The 17,741-nt window shown below is 61.3% G+C and carries 17 protein-coding genes and 1 riboswitch; of the genes, 12 read left to right on the plus strand and 5 right to left on the minus strand.

The features are described from left to right. Positions 1–149: 149 nt before the first annotated feature. The 7 genes from V3W40_RS10325 (at position 150) to V3W40_RS10355 (ending at position 7,978) form a co-directional block, all read left to right on the plus strand. Positions 150–1,043, plus strand: a complete 894-nt coding sequence (locus V3W40_RS10325) for a LysR family transcriptional regulator (RefSeq protein WP_065924693.1) — start codon at positions 150–152, stop codon at positions 1,041–1,043. Positions 1,044–1,049: 6 nt separating this feature from the next. Then, positions 1,050–1,655 (plus strand): tRNA-uridine aminocarboxypropyltransferase, encoded by a 606-nt coding sequence (locus tag V3W40_RS10330; protein ID WP_092355263.1) that lies wholly within the window; start codon positions 1,050–1,052, stop codon positions 1,653–1,655. Positions 1,656–1,885: 230 nt separating this feature from the next. After that, a complete protein-coding gene (gene cysM / locus V3W40_RS10335) occupies positions 1,886–2,788 on the plus strand; it encodes a cysteine synthase CysM (protein ID WP_053133073.1) in 903 nt (300 codons plus the stop codon). Beyond that, positions 2,788–4,140: a 23S rRNA (uracil(1939)-C(5))-methyltransferase RlmD gene (rlmD, locus tag V3W40_RS10340; protein ID WP_065924912.1), complete on the plus strand. Its 1,353-nt coding sequence runs from the start codon at positions 2,788–2,790 to the stop codon at positions 4,138–4,140. The genes cysM and rlmD overlap by 1 nt, the downstream gene beginning before the upstream one ends. Before the next feature lie 123 nt (positions 4,141–4,263). Beyond that, positions 4,264–6,507, plus strand: a complete 2,244-nt coding sequence (gene relA / locus V3W40_RS10345) for a GTP diphosphokinase (protein ID WP_027603791.1) — start codon at positions 4,264–4,266, stop codon at positions 6,505–6,507. 66 nt (positions 6,508–6,573) lie between these two features. After that, a complete protein-coding gene (gene mazG, locus V3W40_RS10350) occupies positions 6,574–7,407 on the plus strand; it encodes a nucleoside triphosphate pyrophosphohydrolase (protein WP_065924913.1) in 834 nt (277 codons plus the stop codon). Positions 7,408–7,432: 25 nt separating this feature from the next. After that, a complete protein-coding gene (locus V3W40_RS10355) occupies positions 7,433–7,978 on the plus strand; it encodes a DUF2058 domain-containing protein (RefSeq protein ID WP_010208656.1) in 546 nt (181 codons plus the stop codon). 151 nt (positions 7,979–8,129) lie between these two features. On the opposite strand, the gene V3W40_RS10360 is transcribed toward V3W40_RS10355, so the two are convergent. From V3W40_RS10360 to purM, 4 genes are all read right to left on the minus strand, one after another. Beyond that, on the minus strand, positions 8,130–8,318 hold the full coding sequence (locus V3W40_RS10360) for a hypothetical protein (protein WP_065940603.1): 189 nt from the start codon (positions 8,316–8,318) through the stop codon (positions 8,130–8,132). A 207-nt stretch (positions 8,319–8,525) separates the two neighbouring features. Further along, the gene (locus V3W40_RS10365) at positions 8,526–9,239 is read right to left on the minus strand and encodes a DUF3108 domain-containing protein (RefSeq protein ID WP_065940602.1); all 714 of its coding nucleotides are present in this window, start codon (positions 9,237–9,239) and stop codon (positions 8,526–8,528) included. 8 nt (positions 9,240–9,247) lie between these two features. Further along, the gene (purN, locus tag V3W40_RS10370) at positions 9,248–9,898 is read right to left on the minus strand and encodes a phosphoribosylglycinamide formyltransferase (protein ID WP_065924915.1); all 651 of its coding nucleotides are present in this window, start codon (positions 9,896–9,898) and stop codon (positions 9,248–9,250) included. Then, positions 9,898–10,956 (minus strand): phosphoribosylformylglycinamidine cyclo-ligase, encoded by a 1,059-nt coding sequence (gene purM / locus V3W40_RS10375; protein WP_014719398.1) that lies wholly within the window; start codon positions 10,954–10,956, stop codon positions 9,898–9,900. Before purM ends, purN begins: the two co-directional genes overlap by 1 nt. A gap of 357 nt (positions 10,957–11,313) precedes the next feature. On the opposite strand from purM, the gene V3W40_RS10380 reads away from it, so the two are divergent. The 5 genes from V3W40_RS10380 to V3W40_RS10400 all read left to right on the plus strand — a co-directional run bounded on the left by V3W40_RS10380 (position 11,314) and on the right by V3W40_RS10400 (position 15,898). Further along, a complete protein-coding gene (locus V3W40_RS10380) occupies positions 11,314–12,354 on the plus strand; it encodes a DUF2066 domain-containing protein (RefSeq protein WP_330214983.1) in 1,041 nt (346 codons plus the stop codon). A 42-nt stretch (positions 12,355–12,396) separates the two neighbouring features. Continuing rightward, on the plus strand, positions 12,397–13,470 hold the full coding sequence (locus tag V3W40_RS10385; protein WP_065940599.1) for an AI-2E family transporter: 1,074 nt from the start codon (positions 12,397–12,399) through the stop codon (positions 13,468–13,470). A gap of 203 nt (positions 13,471–13,673) precedes the next feature. After that, the gene (gene hda, locus V3W40_RS10390) at positions 13,674–14,378 is read left to right on the plus strand and encodes a DnaA regulatory inactivator Hda (protein WP_027603798.1); all 705 of its coding nucleotides are present in this window, start codon (positions 13,674–13,676) and stop codon (positions 14,376–14,378) included. 209 nt (positions 14,379–14,587) lie between these two features. Continuing rightward, positions 14,588–15,217, plus strand: coding sequence for a C40 family peptidase (locus tag V3W40_RS10395; protein ID WP_027603799.1), 630 nt, complete (start codon positions 14,588–14,590; stop codon positions 15,215–15,217). A 144-nt stretch (positions 15,218–15,361) separates the two neighbouring features. Next, complete coding sequence (locus tag V3W40_RS10400; protein WP_027603800.1) at positions 15,362–15,898, plus strand: C40 family peptidase; 537 nt, start codon at positions 15,362–15,364, stop codon at positions 15,896–15,898. 121 nt (positions 15,899–16,019) lie between these two features. Here V3W40_RS10400 and V3W40_RS10405 read toward each other — a convergent pair whose 3' ends face one another. Next, the gene (locus tag V3W40_RS10405) at positions 16,020–17,333 is read right to left on the minus strand and encodes a PQQ-dependent sugar dehydrogenase (RefSeq protein WP_330214984.1); all 1,314 of its coding nucleotides are present in this window, start codon (positions 17,331–17,333) and stop codon (positions 16,020–16,022) included. Between the two features lie 99 nt (positions 17,334–17,432). Next, positions 17,433–17,689: riboswitch (cobalamin riboswitch) on the plus strand. Positions 17,690–17,741 lie beyond the last annotated feature (52 nt).

Raw genomic sequence — 17,741 nt, forward strand, 5'->3', positions numbered from 1 at the left:
GGGATTGCCTCATCGTTGTTGTGTTTATCAGGGGCCGATTCTGCGAAAAGCGCAGGAAGGGAAGAATCGGCAGGGGCAAATACTTAGTTCAGGTTTTTCTAAACTAATGCGGGCAGGTAGACTGCCCACATCTACACCCGGAGCCGACCATGGCCAGCGCCTTGCCCGACCTGAAACTCCTGCGCATCTTCGTCAGCGTCGTGCGCCACCAGGGGTTCGCCAATGCCCAGCACGAACTCAACCTGTCCACCTCGGCCATCAGCACCTACATGAGCCAGTTGGAAAGTGCGTTGGGCCTGGTGCTGTGCCATCGCGGGCGGGGTGGGTTCAGCCTGACCAGCAAAGGCGAGCTGTTCCACCAGGAAACCTTGCGCCTGCTCGGCGAACTGGAAGGCTTCGAGCAATACGCCGCCGCGCTCAAGGGCGAGCTGCGCGGGACGCTCAAGCTCGGCGTGCTCGACTCTACAGTGAGCGACAAGGCCTTGCCGTTCGCCGAGGTTATCGGCGCCTACAGCCTGGAGCACCCGGCGGTGCACCTGAATCTATCGGTGATGAGCCCCTACGAACTGCAACTCGGCGTGCAGGACAACCGCCTGGACCTGGCCATCGGTGCCTTCTCCAACCGCATGAGCGGGCTGATCTACATGCCGCTGTACCGCGAGCAGCACTGGTTGTATTGCAGCACCCGCCATCCGTTGTTCAGCGAACGACGCATCCCCGAGCAGGTGATCACTCAGCAGCGCATGGTCGGGCGCGGCTACTGGAGCCAGGCCGAACTGGCGCGCCACGGCTTCAAACACAGCGCCGCCACGGTGGAAAGTATGGAAGCGCAGCTGATCCTGGTGCTCTCGGGTGCCTACATCGGCTACCTGCCCGAGCACTACGCCCAGGCCTGGGCCGACAAGGGCGACCTGCGCGTATTGCTGCCGGCGACCTTCGGCTACCAGGCGCCGTTCTCGATGATCATGCGCCGGGGTCGCAGCCGCGAACCGCTGATCCAGACCTTCCGCGATCTACTCAAAGCCCAGCTCAACCAGGCCTGAACAACCATGTCCCGACCCCACTGTTCCCGCTGCCTCAGGCCCGCCGCCCATTGCCTGTGCGCGCTGATTCCCAGCCTCGACAGCCGCACACGTGTGCTTGTTTTGCAGCACCCGAGTGAGGTCAACCATGCGCTCAATACCGCGCGGCTGGCGGCGTTGGGATTGAACAATGCGCAGTTGGTGGTGGGCGAGGTCTTTGATGACTTGCCGACCCTGTTGAACCCGCCCGGCTATCAGGCGCGGCTGTTGTTTCCGGCTGACGATGCCCAGCCGCTGCAAGCCTATGCACCCGGCGATCAGCCGCTGTTGCTGGTGGTGCCCGACGGCACCTGGCGCAAGGCGCGCAAACTGCTGCACCTCAATCCTGTGTTGGCGGCGTTGCCACGGGTCACGCTGGTCGAGGGCGCCGTGTCTCGCTATCGACTGCGCAAGGCGCCGGGGCCAGGGGCGTTGTCGACGGTGGAGGCGATTGTGCAGGCGTTGCAGGTGCTGGAGGCGCCGGTGTCGTTCGAGCCGTTGCTCAAGCCGTTTGATGCATTGATCGAAGGGCAGATTGCGGCGATGGGGGAGGAGGTCTTTCGGAGAAATCATGGCGATGGGCATTTGCGCTAGGCGGGATATCGAGGCGCGGCCATCGGGGCAAGCCCCCTCCCACATTCGACCGAGTTCCAGCATGAAAATGCGGTCCAGGGTGGGAGGGGGCTTGCCCCCGATGGGGCCCTCAAGCTCACCCTCTTTTCCGCTTATTCCTTTAAGCCATAAGCACCACACTTTGCGTGATATGGCCCGCCGACCTTTCCCGGTATGATGTTCGCCCCCGCAGTCTGGATTGCGAATACGCCATGACCTTGCAGTACCCTACAATCGCCGATTGCGTCGGCAACACGCCCCTGGTCCGCTTGCAACGCATGGCGGGTGAAACCAGCAATACCCTGTTGCTCAAGCTCGAAGGCAACAACCCGGCCGGCTCGGTAAAAGACCGCCCGGCGCTGTCGATGATCACCCGCGCGGAACTGCGCGGGCAGATCAAGCCCGGCGACACCCTGATCGAAGCCACCTCGGGTAATACCGGGATCGCCCTGGCCATGGCCGCCGCGATCAAGGGCTACAAGATGGTGCTGATCATGCCCGACAACGGCAGCGCCGAGCGCAAGGCGGCCATGACCGCCTATGGCGCCGAGTTGGTGCTGGTCACCCAGGAAGAAGGCATGGAAGGCGCCCGCGACCTCGCCGAGCGCATGGCCGCCGAAGGCCGTGGCCAGGTGCTGGACCAGTTCGCCAATGGGGACAACCCCGAAGCGCACTACACCACCACCGGTCCGGAAATCTGGCGCCAGACCCAGGGCACCATCACTCATTTCGTCAGCTCCATGGGCACCACCGGCACCATCATGGGCAACTCGCGCTACCTCAAGGAGCAGAACCCGGCGATCCAGATCGTCGGCCTGCAACCGATGGAAGGTGCGGCGATCCCAGGCATTCGTCGCTGGCCCGAAGAGTATTTGCCGAAGATCTACAACGCGACCCGCGTGGACCGCATCATCGACATGGCCCAGCGTGAAGCCGAAGACACCACCCGCCGCCTGGCGCGTGAAGAAGGCATCTTCTGCGGCGTGTCGTCCGGCGGCGCCGTGGCGGGTATGTTGCGCTTGTCCCGGGAAGTGGAAAACGCGGTGATCGTCGCGATCATCTGTGACCGAGGCGACCGTTACCTGTCGACCGGCATTTTCGACGAACCCAACTGATGGCCAAGCACGAGAGAGGCCTGCGCTTCCAACCGACGGGCGGCAGCCGGGCCCCACAGATTCCCGTGGGCAAGAAGCAACGCCTGACCATCGAGCGCCTGGCCAACGACGGCCGCGGCATCGTGTTCTTTGAAGGCCGCACCTGGTTTGTCAACGGTGCGCTGGCCGGCGAAGAGGTTGAAGCGCGAGTGTTGGGCACCCACGGCAAGGTGGTCGAGGCCCGCACCGAGCGTGTGTTCACGGCCAGTGAACTGCGCCGTCCGGCACCGTGCGCGCACTTCGGTCGCTGTGGCGGTTGCAGCGTGCAGCACTTGCCCCATGCCGAACAACTTGCCCTGAAACAGCGCATGCTCGCCGAGCAACTGTCCCGCGTGGCCGGTGTCGAACCGCAGGAGTGGGCCGCTCCATTGAGTGGGCCGGAATTCGCTTACCGGCGCCGCGCCCGGGTGGCGGTGCGTTGGGATGCCAAGGCGAAGAAGCTCGAGGTGGGTTTCCGCGCCGTGGCCAGCCAGGACATCGTCGCCATCGATGATTGCCCGGTGCTGGTACAGGCCTTGCAACCGATCATGCAGCGCCTGCCGAACATGCTGCGCCGCCTGAGCAAACCTCAGGCCCTGGGGCATGTGGAGTTGTTCAGTGGTTCGTCCGTCGCCGTGTTGCTGCGGCATATGGCGCCGTTGTCGGGGGCGGACCTGCTGATCCTGAAAGAATTCTGCAGCTTCCATGACGCCCAGCTGTGGCTGCATGGTGAAGGTCAGCCGGAACCGATTGAGCCCGATCAGTCACTAGGGTTTCGATTGGACCCATGGGACTTGGAGTTGGCGTACCGACCGGGGGATTTTGTCCAGGTCAACGCCGGGGTCAACGAGGCGATGGTTGCCCAGGCCCTGGACTGGCTGGCGCCGCAACCTGCTGAGCGGGTGCTGGACCTGTTCTGCGGCCTGGGCAACTTTGCCCTGCCGCTGGCGAAACAGGTGTGCGAAGTGGTGGCGGTGGAAGGTGTGCAGACCATGGTGGACCGGGCTGCACGGAACGCCATCAGCAACAATTTGCATAATGCGCAGTTTTTTCAGGCCGATTTGTCCCAGCCTTTGAATGACGTGGAATGGGCCAAACAGGGCTTTTCTGCGGTACTCTTGGACCCACCCCGCGATGGTGCCCTGGAGGTTGTGCGCAAGCTCGCCACCCTGGGGGCCAGGCGCCTGGTGTATGTGTCCTGCAACCCGGCGACGCTGGCGCGGGACACGGTTGAGCTGGTCAAGCAAGGCTACCGGCTAAAACGTGCCGGGATCCTCGACATGTTTCCGCAGACAGCGCATGTCGAGGCCATGGCGTTATTTGAAGCGGGCTAGGATGCCCGTTTAATCCGACTGGCCTGCGTTCTCCAAGGCCTATGATCTGCCGCGGAGCTCGCAGTAAAAAGGTCGGCGATGATTTTGGCGCATCCAAGGTGCGTCATAGGGAAGGTAAGCAAGATGGTACAGGTGAGAGCACACCAGCCGATCAACACCGACGGCAGTATCAATCTCGAGGCATGGCTGGATCATGCCATCAGTGTCGACCCGGCACTGGACCGTGAAGCCTTGAAAGCAGCCTGCGAGTTCGCTCGTGAGTCTGAGCAACAAGACAATGCAGCGAAGAACCTGTGGGCCGAAGGCACTTCCAGCTTTCGCACCGGGTTGGAAATCGCCGAGATCCTTGCCGATCTCAAGCTGGACCAGGACTCGCTGATCGCCGCCGTGCTCTATCGCGGCGTGCGCGAAGGGCACATCCAGTTGCCGACCGTCAGCCAGCGTTTTGGCGCGGTGGTGGCCAAGCTGATCGACGGCGTGCTGCGCATGGCCGCCATCAGCGCCAGCCTCAGCCCGCGCCAGTCCATGGTGCTGGGCACCCAGGGTCAGGTGGAAAACCTGCGCAAGATGCTGGTGGCGATGGTCGACGACGTGCGTGTCGCCCTGATCAAGCTGGCCGAACGCACCTGCGCAATCCGTGCGGTGAAGACTGCGGACGACGAAAAGCGCAACCGCGTTGCCCGCGAAGTCTTCGACATCTACGCGCCCCTGGCCCACCGCCTGGGTATCGGCCATATCAAGTGGGAGCTGGAGGACTTGTCCTTCCGCTACCTCGAACCTGATCAATACAAACAGATCGCCACGCTGCTGCACGAGCGGCGGCTCGACCGTGAGCGCTTTATCAGCGACGTGATGGGCCAGTTGCGCGCCGAGCTGCAGGCCACCGGGGTCGATGCCGACATCAGCGGCCGCGCCAAACACATCTACTCGATCTGGCGCAAAATGCAGCGCAAGGGCCTGGCCTTCAGCCAGATCTACGATGTGCGTGCGGTGCGCGTGCTGGTGCCGGAAATGCGCGACTGCTACACCGCGCTGGGTATCGTCCATACGCTGTGGCGGCACATTCCCAAGGAGTTCGACGACTACATCGCCAACCCCAAGGAAAATGGCTATCGCTCGCTGCATACCGCGGTGATCGGCCCCGAGGGCAAGGTGCTGGAAGTGCAGATCCGCACCCACGCCATGCACGAAGAGGCAGAACTGGGCGTGTGCGCGCACTGGCGCTACAAGGGCACCGACGTGAAGGCCGGGTCCAACCAGTACGAGGAGAAAATCTCCTGGCTGCGCCAAGTGCTGGAATGGCACGAAGAACTCGGCGACATCGGCGGCCTGGCCGAACAGTTGCGCGTGGATATCGAGCCGGACCGGGTCTACATCTTCACCCCCGACGGCCATGCCATCGACTTGCCCAAGGGCGCCACGCCGCTGGACTTCGCCTACCGCGTGCACACCGAGATCGGCCATAACTGCCGAGGTGCCAAGATCAACGGGCGCATCGTACCGCTCAACTACAGCCTGCAAACCGGCGAGCAGGTCGAGATCATCACCAGCAAGCACGGCACGCCGAGCCGCGACTGGCTGAACCCGAACCTGGGCTACATCACCACATCGCGGGCGCGGGCGAAGATCGTCCATTGGTTCAAGCTGCAGGCGCGCGACCAGAACGTCGCCGCCGGCAAGACCCTGCTCGAACGCGAGCTGGGCCGCCTGGGCCTGCCCCAGGTGGACTTCGACAAGCTGGCCGAAAAGGCCAACATGAAGATCGCCGAAGACATGTTCGCCGCCCTCGGTGCCGGCGACCTGCGCCTGGCGCAACTGGTCAACTTGGCCCAGCAACTGGTCGAGCCGGAGCGCGGCAACGAACAACTGGAGCTGATCCCACGCAAGGCCACCGGCTACAAGCCCGGCAAGCGCGGCGATATCCAGATCCAGGGCGTCGGCAACCTGCTGACGCAAATCGCCGGCTGCTGCCAGCCGTTGCCGGGGGATGCCATCGTCGGCTACATCACCCAAGGCCGTGGCGTAAGCATTCACCGCCAGGACTGCGCCTCGGTGCTGCAACTGGGCGGGCGCGAGCCGGAGCGGATTATCCAGGTCAGCTGGGGTCCGGTGCCGGTGCTCACCTACCCGGTGGACATCATCATCCGTGCCTACGACCGTTCCGGCCTGCTGCGCGACGTCTCGCAAGTGCTGCTCAATGAGCGCATCAACGTGCTGGCGGTCAACACCCGCTCGAATAAAGAGGACAACACCGCGTTGATGTCCCTGACCATCGAGATTCCGGGGTTGGACGCGCTGGGGCGGCTGCTGGGGCGGATTTCCCAGTTGCCGAACATCATTGAGACGCGGCGCAACCGTACCCCATGATTCGCAGAATGAATGCAGGCTAAATGTGGGAGGGGGCTTGCTCCCACACTGATCGGACACAGAAAGATGTATTCACTTGAAGACCTGCTGCACCTGATGAACCGCCTGCGGGACCCGCAATACGGGTGCCCGTGGGACATCAAGCAAACCTACGCGACCATTGTCCCGCACACCCTGGAAGAGGCCTACGAAGTGGCCGACGCCATCGAACGCGGCGACTTTGATCATCTGCAGGGTGAGTTGGGCGACCTGTTGTTCCAAGTGGTGTATTACAGCCAGCTGGCGCGGGAAGAGGGGCGTTTCGAATTTGCCGGGGTGATCGACAGCATCACCCGCAAGCTGATTCGCCGCCATCCCCATGTGTTCCCGACCGGCGATCTGTATGCGCCGCTGGATATTCCTCAACTGAGTGAAGAACAGGTCAAGGAACGTTGGGAGCAGATCAAGGCCGAGGAGCGTGCGGAAAAATCCGACGCGCCGGAGCAGCTGTCCCTGCTGGACGATGTGCCCAGCGCCTTGCCGTCCCTGTCCCGGGCCGCCAAATTGCAGAAGCGCGCCAGCCAGGTCGGCTTCGACTGGCCATCGGCGTTGCCGGTGGTGGATAACGTGCGCGAAGAGCTGGACGAAGTGCTCGAAGCCATGGCCGACAACGACCCGGAGGCCATCGCCGATGAAGTCGGTGACCTGCTGTTCGCGGCGGTCAACCTGGCCCGTCACCTCAAGGTCGACCCGGAAACCGCGCTGCGTGGCGCCAATGCCAAGTTCGAGCGACGCTTCCGATTTATCGAACAGGCATTGCGCGACACCCACCAACCCATAGAAGATTGCACCCTCGAAGAGTTGGACGCCCTGTGGGGCGAAGCCAAACGTCAGGAAAAGAACGTGTCCAGCTGCGGTTGAGCAGTTGCCTAAGTGAGTAAGCACCATGAGCCTTTCCCTTCGCGACCAGTTGCTCAAAGCAGGTCTGGTCAACCAAAAGCAGGCCAAGCAGGTCGGCAAAGAGAAACAGAAACAGCAGCGCCTGGTCCACAAGGGCCAGATCGAGGCCGATGACACCCAGGCTCGCCTGGCCGCCGAAGCGCAGGCCGAGAAGGTCAAGCGTGACCAGGAGCTGAACCGCCAGCAGCAGGAAAAAGCCGAGGCCAAGGCCCGTACGGCCCAGGTCAAGCAACTGATCGAGACCTCGCGCCTGCCTAAGCTCACGACTGAGGACTACTACAACTTCGTGGATGACAAGAAGGTCAAGCGCCTGTCGGTCAACACGTTGATGCGCAACAAGCTGAGCAACGGCTCCCTGGCCATCGTGCATCACGGTGGCGGCTACGAGGTGATCCCCCGTGAAGCCGCGCTGAAGATCCAGGAGCGCGCACCGGAGCGTATCGTGCAGCTCAATATCCTCACCGAAAGCCAGGTGCCGGATGAGGATGATCCGTACGCGGCTTACCAGATCCCGGATGATTTGATGTGGTAAGGCTGTAGCTACGAATTGTGGTGAGCAGGCTTGCCCTGCGTTGGGCTGCGAAGCAACCCCAGAACACACAAACCCCGCTCAAAAGGCGGGGTTTGTGTTTTACAGGCATCCCAGCTGCGTGGGGCTGGGGGGCCTACAGGATTTCGAAGTTTCAGGAGCTTTGCGTCTGGCGTTTCATCTCGAGGGCTTCGAGCTCGTTTTTATAATTATGAGCGTCGCTCTCGTTGTGAAACATGCCGACCAGCAGGTCCTGTTGGTGGACATCCCAGATGTGAATCCCATGGCCCAGCGCTTCGTGGGACATATGTTCGTCGTCGCGTTCAGTTACTTTTACAGTCATCTGCTTGCTCCAATTTCTGGTGGGTATGCGGCAAGTCGTCGCAGGTCTTTTTATACGGTTTGTTAGCTTGCTAAGTAAACCGCTTTAGAGGTTTATGACAGAAGTTTCATGTTGGGCTCCCGATGACGGCAGACACTTGAACCCAAAACCCCCAGACGAAAAAAAGCCCCGCATTCAGCGAGGCTCTTGTTCAGCTCATCCGCGCACTCAGTTGCCTTTGACAGCCTTGCCGTCAACGGTACCGTCTTGCAGCATGATGTTGTATTCCTTGCCGTCGGTCTCAACCTGACGCAGGGCAACCAAAATGCCGCCCTGGTCCTTGGCAAACCACATCTGGGTGATGCGCTTGCTTTGAGTCGGGTCGCGTACGCGCTCGACCTTGATCGCGTCAATGCTGCCGACCTTGGTCTGGACCTTTTCCGGGCCGATCACACGGAAGTCGTAAGTGTCGACGTCAGTGCCTTCAACCACGTTGTAGCTCATGCTTTTCTTGCCGGCTGCCACGTCGCGCTGCAAGGCCAACTGGTAGGTCGACTTGTCGAGCATGCCACTTTGCAGGGGCACATTGACCGGGTCTTTGTTTTCAAAGCCCGTGACTTTCTTGGTCGACGGGTCGAAGTCCAGGTTGATCTTCTTGGTCTTGCCCAGGCCGCCGCGTTCGAAGGCGTAGCTCTTCGGTTGCAGGGTGTCCTTGTCGAACAGGATCACGCTGGTTTCGGTCAGGCTGGCGATCATCATGGAAGCCTTGAAGTTCAAGGTCCAGGTGCCGTCGCCGTTCTTGGTCAGGCTGCGTTCTGCCGAACCACTCATGGGCAACTGTTTCCAGTCGGCGGTGTAGCTGGCGGAGAACGGGTGTAGATCTGCCGCTTGCACGGCAGGCAAGGCGAACAGCGCAAAAGCGAAGAGCAAGGCGCGACGCATAAAATCTCCTAGGTTCGAATCAAGTGGCCGCTGGCCGCAAGTAACTGACCGTCCAATAATGCACCCTGGTCACCAAGAATCAACCGCCCCTCGGCAAACCAGCGCACAGCCAGCGGGTAAATCCTGTGTTCCTGGGTATGAACCCGTTGCGCAAGGGTCTGCGCCGAGTCGTCAGACTCTACCGGAACCACTGCCTGTACGACCAGAGGCCCGCCATCGAGTTCCTCGGTGACGAAGTGCACGCTGCAGCCATGCTCGCTGTCACCGGCATCCAGGGCGCGTTGGTGCGTGTGCATGCCTTTGTACTTGGGCAGCAGGGAAGGGTGGATATTCAGCAGGCGCCCTTCGTAGTGCCGCACGAAGCCAGGGCTGAGAATGCGCATGAAACCGGCCAGTACCACGAGTTGGGGGTTGAAGGCGTCGATCAGTTCGACCAAGGCGCTGTCGAAGGCCTCGCGGCCTTCGAAAGCCTTGTGATCCAGCGAGCGGGTTTCGATACCCGCGTCCCTGGCGCGTTGCAGGCCGTAGGCGTCGCTGCGGTTGGAGATCACCGCAGCGATGCGCACCGGGCTGTCGCCGGTGCGCGTGCTGTCGATCAGGGCCTGCAAGTTACTGCCAGTGCCGGAAAGCAGCACCACGACATCACAGGTCCGAGGCATCAGTGAGCCTTGAGGTTCTTCAGTTCAACCTGAGCCGCGCCTTCGGCAGCGGTGGCGATCTGGCCGATGACCCAAGGCTGCTCGCCGGCTTCACGCAATACGTTCAGCGCGGTTTCAACGTGTTCCTGCGCCACGCAGATCACCATGCCCACGCCGCAGTTCAGCACGCGGTGCATTTCGGTTTCATTGACGTTGCCTTTTTCCTGCAGCCAGTCGAATACCGCAGGACGCTGCCAGCTGGCCACGTCGACGATCGCCTGGGCGCCTTTTGGCAGTACGCGCGGGATGTTGTCCAGCAGGCCGCCGCCGGTGATGTGGGCCATGGCCTTGACCGCGCCGGTGTCCTTGATCAGCTTGAGCAGTGGCTTGACGTAGATGCGGGTCGGGGCCATCAGCAGGTCGGTCAGCGGCTTGCCGTCGAGCTGGATGTTCTCGATGTCGGCACCGGACACTTCGATGATCTTGCGGATCAGCGAGTAGCCGTTGGAGTGCGGGCCGGAGGATGGCAGGGCGAGCAGGGCGTCGCCGGCAGCCACTTTGGAGCCGTCGATGATCTCGGCTTTTTCCACCACGCCGACGCAGAAGCCGGCCAGGTCGTAGTCTTCGCCTTCGTACATGCCTGGCATTTCAGCGGTTTCGCCGCCGACCAGGGAGCAACCCGACAGTTCGCAGCCGGCGCCGATGCCGGTCACCACCTGGGTGGCGGTCTCGACGTTCAGCTTGCCGGTGGCATAGTAGTCGAGGAAGAACAACGGCTCGGCACCGCATACCACCAGGTCGTTGACGCACATGGCGACCAGGTCGATGCCGATGCTGTCGTGCTTGTTCAGGTTCAGTGCCAGGCGCAGCTTGGTGCCCACACCGTCGGTACCGGAAACCAATACAGGCTGCTTGTAGCCGGCCGGGATCTCGCAGAGGGCGCCAAAACCGCCCAGGCCGCCCATGACTTCGGGGCGCGCAGTGCGCTTGGCAACGCTCTTGATGCGTTCGACCAATGCTTCACCGGCGTCGATGTCTACACCGGCGTCCTTGTAGCTCAGGGAGGGTTGCTTGCTCATGATCCAGGCCTTTAGGGGGGATTCAGGGGTAACGACCGAGCGGGCGGGCACTTTTGGTAAAAGGCCCAGCCGTTGACGGTCTGCGAAGGCGCGCGATTTTATCAGGCTTGAGGGGCAGCGGCCATCCTCGGGCCGACGGGCAGGGCAGATAGATTTAAAAAAGCAGGTTAAAAAAATGCTGATCGGGTCTGTTCAGGCACGTATTAAGGTATAGCCTTTAAACCGCTGTCGTTAATGACATGGCGAAAACTTACCAGGACCCCGTGAATGTTTTAGTTGTCGCTGTGGTCACAGCCTGGCTATACCGATTTCACGCGGTCTGTTCCAGCCGCTAAATTTGTCGTTCGGGAATCTTCCATGCGTCTGTGTAATGTCTTTTTTGTAGGCTGCTTGTCGTTGATCAGCCTGGCGAGTCATGCCGAAACCCTCAATGGCCTGTACCAGGTACTCGAACCCGTCAGCAGCCAATCGCCGCAAGAGCGCGACCAGGCGACCCAGCGCGCGGTGGAGACCCTGGTGATCCGCCTCACCGGCGACGCCAAGGCTGCGCAAGGCCCGGGCCTGGCGGCGATTCGCAAGGATCCGCAGCAAATCATCACTCAATACGGTTACGACGCCGGCCCGCCCGAGAGCCTGCAAGTGGACTTTGACCCGGTCAGCACTGATCGCGCCTTGCGTGACGCCGGCCTGTCGATCTGGGGCAGCAATCGGCCATCAATCCTCGGCTGGTGGCTGAACGACTCCACCGAAGGCAGCAGCCTGGTCGGCGATGGCCAGGCCGCTGCCCAGGCGCTGCGCCGTGCGGCACAGCACCGTGGCTTGCCATTGCGCCTGCCCCTGGGGGACCTGGATGAACAGGTGGTCGCCACCGCGCCGAATCTTGAAAACGCCGATGCCACGCCGTTGCGCGCCGCGTCCGAGCGCTACGGTGCCGACGCCTTGCTGGCCGTGCATGCACGCCAGGAAGGCAATCAATGGCAGGCCAAATGGCGCCTGTGGCTGGGTGACAAGAGCGAGCAGGGCGCCGCGCAAGGCGCCGACACGGGCGCGCTGGCCGATGCAGTCATGCTGGCGGTCAGCCAAAAACTGGCGCCGTGCTTTGCGGTCAAGCCCGGTGTGAGTACCGAGCAACTGCTGGAAGTGCAGGGCATGAACCTGGAGCGGTACGCGGCCCTGGGGCATCTGCTTGAGCCGTTTGGCGGTCAGCCGCAATGGGTGGATGGCAATCGTATTGTGTATCGGGTCAACGGCAGCGCCGATCAGTTGCGTACCCAGTTGAGCCTGGCCAAGTTGCAGGAAGTGCCTGCCGGTGAGGCCCCGGCGCAGCAGCCTGCGGTCGATGGCACACAACCGGCAGCGGCACCTGCGCCCCAGGCGCAACTGCATTTTCGTTGGTAAAAGTTCTTCCTATATAGATAGAAGCAAATAATGGAGTGGTTTATGGCGGATACGCGTCGTTGGGTGTGGCTTGGCGGGATCGTCCTGCTGTGCGTTTTTGTGTTCCTGCTGCATTCGATCCTGACGCCGTTCCTGGTTGCGTTGCTGCTCGCCTATCTGTTCGATCCTGTAGTGGATCGCCTGGAAAAAGCCGGTCTGTCGCGGACCTTGGGCGTGGTTGCGGTGTTTGCGTTGTTCACATTGATCATCACCGCGCTGGTGCTGGTGCTGGTGCCGATGCTGGCCAAGCAACTGTTTCGTCTCTATGAGCTGGCGCCGCAGATGCTCGACTGGCTGCAGCACACGGCGATGCCGTGGGCCCAGGCCAAGTTGGGCCTGTCGGATGGCTTCTGGAAGTTCGACAAGGTCAAGGCGGCGATCAGCGAGCACATGGGCCAGACCACCGATATTGTGGGGGTGATCCTCAGCCAGGCGACCGCCTCCAGCCTGGCGCTGATCGGCTGGTTGACCAACCTGGTGCTGATCCCGGTGGTGGCGTTCTACCTGCTGCGCGATTGGGACATCATGATGGCCAAGATCCGCAGCCTGCTGCCCCGCAACCGTGAAGAGCGCATCGTGGCCCTGGCCGGCGAGTGCCATGAGGTGCTTGGCGCCTTTGTGCGTGGGCAGTTGCTGGTGATGCTGGCACTGGGGATCATCTACGCGGCGGGCTTGATGGCCATCGGCCTGGAGCTGGGCCTGTTGATCGGCCTGATCGCCGGCCTCGCCGCTATCGTGCCGTATATGGGCTTTGTGATCGGTATCGGTGCGGCGTTGGTGGCTGGCCTGTTCCAGTTTGGCGGCGACCTGTACCCGATGCTGGGGATTGTCGCGGTGTTCATGGTCGGCCAGGCCTTGGAAGGCATGGTGCTCACGCCGTTGCTGGTGGGGGACCGGATTGGCCTGCACCCGGTGGCAGTGATCTTTGCGATCCTGGCGGGCGGCGAGCTGTTCGGTTTTACCGGCATTCTGCTGGCACTGCCGGTGGCGGCGGTGATCATGGTGCTGGTGCGTCATGTGCACGATCTGTACAAGGATTCCGACGCCTATACGGGGGTCGAAGACCCCGACCTGTAACCGCTGCGTCATAAACCCGGCTTCGGCCGGGTTTGTTGTTTATGGGGCTATGGCGTCAAACAATCCGCTTAAAACCGGCAAGTTAACGCAAACCTTTGATTTTGCTTGTGGTCTGCTGCATTGTGCGCCCGGCGTCACGGGTATAAACTTTGCAAACTTTACACAGAGGCCACTAACGGTTCGATGGGAGCCGTTCAGTCAGCATGAAACCGATTCAGCTGCCCTTAGGTGTGCGTCTGCGTGATGACGCTACCTTTATCAATTACTACCCAGGCGCCAATGCCGCTGCACTCGGCTATGTCGAGCGGCTCTGCGAAGCCGACGCCGGGTGGACCGAAAGCCTGATCTATCTGTGGGGTAAACACGGCGTAGGGCGTACCCACCTGTTGCAGGCCGCTTGCCTGCGTTTCGAGCAGATGGGCGAGCCGGCGGTTTACCTGCCCCTGGCCGAGTTGATGGATCGCGGCATCGGGATCTTCGACAACCTTGAGCAATACGAACTGGTGTGCCTGGACGATCTGCAGGCAGTGGCCGGCAAGGCGGATTGGGAAGAGGCGCTGTTCCATCTGTTCAACCGCCTGCGTGACAGCGGCCGGCGCTTGTTGATTGCGGCCTCCACCTCGCCACGGGAGTTGCCGGTGAAGCTGGCCGACCTCAAGTCGCGCCTGACCCTGGCGCTGATCTTCCAGATGCGCCCACTCTCCGACGAAGACAAACTGCGTGCCCTGCAATTGCGTGCATCCCGTCGCGGCCTGCACCTCACCGATGAAGTCGGGCACTTTATCCTCACCCGTGGCACCCGCAGCATGAGCGCGTTGTTCGATTTGCTCGAGCAGCTCGATCAGGCCTCCTTGCAGGCTCAACGAAAATTGACGATCCCTTTTCTCAAGGAAACATTGGGCTGGTAACTGGTTGAATCTACGGGGTTCGGCAATTTCCAGGCGCCAGAAACCCTGCGTTTAAGCCACGTTGGCTACGCATGTGAACCGATAAATGGAATTACGGCTTAGATGTCATAGTCCAATCGCGAAGTCACATAGATCACGATTGAATTTGCAAATCGATGTGATAGAAGGCATAGTCTCGACTTCTTTACATACCAGCCACGGTCGTGCCCATGCTAAATCGCTTCGCACCCCTCGTGCCCCTCGCACTCGTTACCCTCTTGTTTGGTTGCGCCTCCCACCCTCAACAGGTGGTTGAGCAGCAAAAACCTCAACAACAGTCCCAGGCAAAATTCGTTGCTGCACAGTCTGCTTCTGTCTATGAAGAAGAGGTGGCAACCGAAAAGGAACTGGCCGATTTTTCCGGCAACAAGCCTTACCAGCTTCCAGTCCTGGCCGACAGCATCCTCGAACGCGGCATGTCCCTGATCGGTACCCGTTACCGTTTCGGCGGTACTTCTGAAGCCGGTTTCGACTGCAGCGGTTTCATCGGCTACCTGTTTCGTGAAGAAGCTGGCATGAACCTGCCACGCTCCACTCGCGAAATGATCAACGTGAAAGCACCGTTGGTCGCGCGCAACAACCTCAAGCCCGGTGATCTGCTTTTCTTCAGTACTGCAGGTCGTGGTCGCGTCAGCCATGCCGGTATCTACCTGGGCGATAACCAGTTTATCCACTCCAGCAGCCGTCGCAGTGGCGGTGTTCGAGTCGACAGCCTGGGTGACAGCTACTGGAGCAAAACCTTCATCGAAGCCAAGCGCGCACTCGCCATGGCCCCGACTACGGTTACCGCCAGTAAGTAAACTTAAAGTGATACTTGAAGTTTGACGTGTAAGCGCTAGAATCCCTGGACATTGTTGTAATCCGTTCGCGCGAGCTTTGCTTGCGCGTTCTGGTTTTCAGCGTTCGGCAGCGATAGCCGCATCCAGACCAGGATTGTTCTGCACATGTCGACCTCAGCCCGCCTGCTCCTTATTCTCTGCGCCGCGCTTATCAGCGCCTGCGCCAGCCGGCCGCCACCCGCTCCCGTTGCGGTCAAGCCCAAGCCGGTATTCAACTATTCCACCCAGAATTTCTCGCCTGCGGCCGAAGACGTACTCTTTCGTGCACTGGGCCTGGTCGGCACGCCTTACCGTTGGGGCGGCAACACGCCGGACTCGGGTTTCGATTGCAGTGGCCTGATCGGCTTCGTCTTCCGCGACGCCGCCGGCATCTCCCTGCCGCGCACCACTCGCGAACTGATCGTGATGCGCGCCCAGGATGTCAGCGAGCAGAACCTGCAGACCGGCGACCTGCTGTTCTTCGCCACCGGTGGCGGCTCCCAGGTCAGCCACGCCGGGATTTACGTGGGCGAAGGTCGCTTTGTGCATGCGCCGCAGACCGGCGGTACGGTCAAGCTGGACACCTTGTCCAAGGCGTATTGGCAGAATGCCTATCTGAGCGCCAAGCGTGTGTTGCCAGCAAACCTGGCACGTAATCCCTGAACCAAATGTGGGAGGGGGCTTGCCCCCGATAGCGAAGTATCAGTCACAGTATCTGTGCCTGACCCACTGCTATCGGGAGCAAGCACCCTCCCACATTGGTTTTGTGATGCTTCTGGGGCGTTTATTTAGCGGCCGACACCCGCCACACCTTATTCCCCACATCATCCGCCACCAGCAAATCCCCTTGCTGATCGATCACCACGCCCACCGGCCGGCCCATGGCGTTCTCATCTTTATCGAGAAACCCGGTCAGCACGTCCACTGGCTGCCCTTTAGGCTGGCCTGCCTCGAACGGCACGAAGATCACCTTGTAGCCACTGTGGGGCTTGCGGTTCCATGAGCCATGCTGGCCGATGAACGCGCCGTTGCTGAACGGCGCCGGGAGTTTGCTGCCCTCGGCGAACGTCAGTCCCAAAGACGCGGTGTGCGGCCCTACCGCATAGTCCGGCACGATTGCCTTGGCCACCAGGTCCAGGTTCTGCGGCGTGACGCGTACATCCACATGCTGGCCGTAATAGCTGAAGGGCCAGCCATAGAACCCGCCATCCTTGACCGAGGTGATGTAGTCGGGCACCAGGTCGCTGCCGATCTCGTCGCGCTCGTTTACCGCTGTCCATAGCTTGCCGCTCTGGGGTTCCCAGGCCATGCCGTTAGGGTTACGCAGGCCGGAAGCGAAGATGCGCTGCTGGCCGCTGGCGCGATCCACTTCCCAGATAGCCGCCCGGCCCTGTTCCGCCTCAAGACCGTTCTCACCGACGTTGCTGTTGGAGCCGACGCTCACGTACAGCTTGCTGCCGTCCTTGCTGGCGATCACGTTCTTGGTCCAGTGGTGATTCAGGGGCCCGCCCGGCAGGTCGACCACCTTGGTGCCAGGTGCCTTGATCGCGGTTTCGCCCGCTTGATAGGGAAAGCGCAGCAGCTTGTCCGAATCGGCGACGTACAGGTCATTGCCGACCAGTGTCATACCGAAGGGCGAGTTGAGGTTTTCCAGGAACACCGTACGGGTCTCGGCAACGCCATCGTGATCGGCGTCGCGCAGCAGGGTAATGCGATTGGGGCTCGGCACCCCGGCACCGGCGCGGCCCATGACCTTCTCCATGACCCAGCCGCGAATGCCCTTGGAATCATCCGGTTTGGGCGGCGCATTGGTTTCTGCCACCAGCACATCGCCGTTGGGCAATACATACAGCCAGCGCGGGTGATCCAGGCCTTCGGCGAACGCCGCCACTTGGGTGCCGGCCGCCGCCGTTGGCTGCACGCCCTCCGGCCAGCCGATAGCCGGGGCAATGTTCACCGTGGGAATCAGGGTTTTGTTCGGCTCTGGTAGCTGGGGCGACGGACCGGTGCCATCGGACACCTGCAGGGTGGAGCTTTCACCGCAGGCCGCGAGGGTGCCGGCGAGCATGATGAGTAGGGCGAGTCTGGTTTTATGCATGGTGTTCTCCTTGATACCTGTAAGGGTAGAGGAGGGCGCTGGTGCGATGGTTCAAGTGCAAGGCCAGCTTTAATTGACGCTCCACCCCCAACCCACTAACCTTCGCGGCTTGTTCCAGGTGCTCTGTGACCCATGGGTCGACCGAGTGAAACAGGGAAGCCGGTGAGCGAGCGCACTTGTACACAGTGCTGCCGCGATTCCGGCGCTGCCCCCGCAACGGTAAATGAGTCAAGACGGTGCCTTTTGCCACTGTATCGCCCGCGATATGGGAAGGCGCGCCGTCGGCGTGTTCGCTCTGTCGATGAGCCAGCGCACCACTCATGAGCCCGGAGACCGGCCTGGATCATCCAACAGCATCACGGTGGGCGATGCTTGGCTGTCTGTTTTTTCCTGCCTGCCGTTTTTGTC

Origin of the sequence: Pseudomonas sp. AM8, from assembly GCF_036346475.1 — a bacterium.
In the GTDB taxonomy this organism is placed as follows: domain Bacteria; phylum Pseudomonadota; class Gammaproteobacteria; order Pseudomonadales; family Pseudomonadaceae; genus Aquipseudomonas; species Aquipseudomonas marginalis.

Excerpts from the sequence above, each read along its gene's own strand:
- V3W40_RS10325 (WP_065924693.1), top strand. The coding sequence starts at position 150 with ATGGCCAGCGCCTTGCCCGACCTGAAACTCCTGCGCATCTTCGTCAGC.
- V3W40_RS10385 (WP_065940599.1), top strand. The coding sequence starts at position 12,397 with ATGGCGGATACGCGTCGTTGGGTGTGGCTTGGCGGGATCGTCCTGCTG.
- V3W40_RS10365 (WP_065940602.1), bottom strand. The coding sequence starts at position 9,239 with ATGCGTCGCGCCTTGCTCTTCGCTTTTGCGCTGTTCGCCTTGCCTGCC.
- V3W40_RS10405 (WP_330214984.1), bottom strand. The coding sequence starts at position 17,333 with ATGCATAAAACCAGACTCGCCCTACTCATCATGCTCGCCGGCACCCTC.
- V3W40_RS10355 (WP_010208656.1), top strand. The coding sequence starts at position 7,433 with ATGAGCCTTTCCCTTCGCGACCAGTTGCTCAAAGCAGGTCTGGTCAAC.
- purM (WP_014719398.1), bottom strand. The coding sequence starts at position 10,956 with ATGAGCAAGCAACCCTCCCTGAGCTACAAGGACGCCGGTGTAGACATC.
- cysM (WP_053133073.1), top strand. The coding sequence starts at position 1,886 with ATGACCTTGCAGTACCCTACAATCGCCGATTGCGTCGGCAACACGCCC.
- mazG (WP_065924913.1), top strand. The coding sequence starts at position 6,574 with ATGTATTCACTTGAAGACCTGCTGCACCTGATGAACCGCCTGCGGGAC.
- V3W40_RS10380 (WP_330214983.1), top strand. The coding sequence starts at position 11,314 with ATGCGTCTGTGTAATGTCTTTTTTGTAGGCTGCTTGTCGTTGATCAGC.
- purN (WP_065924915.1), bottom strand. The coding sequence starts at position 9,898 with ATGCCTCGGACCTGTGATGTCGTGGTGCTGCTTTCCGGCACTGGCAGT.
- rlmD (WP_065924912.1), top strand. The coding sequence starts at position 2,788 with ATGGCCAAGCACGAGAGAGGCCTGCGCTTCCAACCGACGGGCGGCAGC.
- V3W40_RS10360 (WP_065940603.1), bottom strand. The coding sequence starts at position 8,318 with ATGACTGTAAAAGTAACTGAACGCGACGACGAACATATGTCCCACGAA.
- relA (WP_027603791.1), top strand. The coding sequence starts at position 4,264 with ATGGTACAGGTGAGAGCACACCAGCCGATCAACACCGACGGCAGTATC.
- V3W40_RS10400 (WP_027603800.1), top strand. The coding sequence starts at position 15,362 with ATGTCGACCTCAGCCCGCCTGCTCCTTATTCTCTGCGCCGCGCTTATC.
- V3W40_RS10395 (WP_027603799.1), top strand. The coding sequence starts at position 14,588 with ATGCTAAATCGCTTCGCACCCCTCGTGCCCCTCGCACTCGTTACCCTC.
- hda (WP_027603798.1), top strand. The coding sequence starts at position 13,674 with ATGAAACCGATTCAGCTGCCCTTAGGTGTGCGTCTGCGTGATGACGCT.
- V3W40_RS10330 (WP_092355263.1), top strand. The coding sequence starts at position 1,050 with ATGTCCCGACCCCACTGTTCCCGCTGCCTCAGGCCCGCCGCCCATTGC.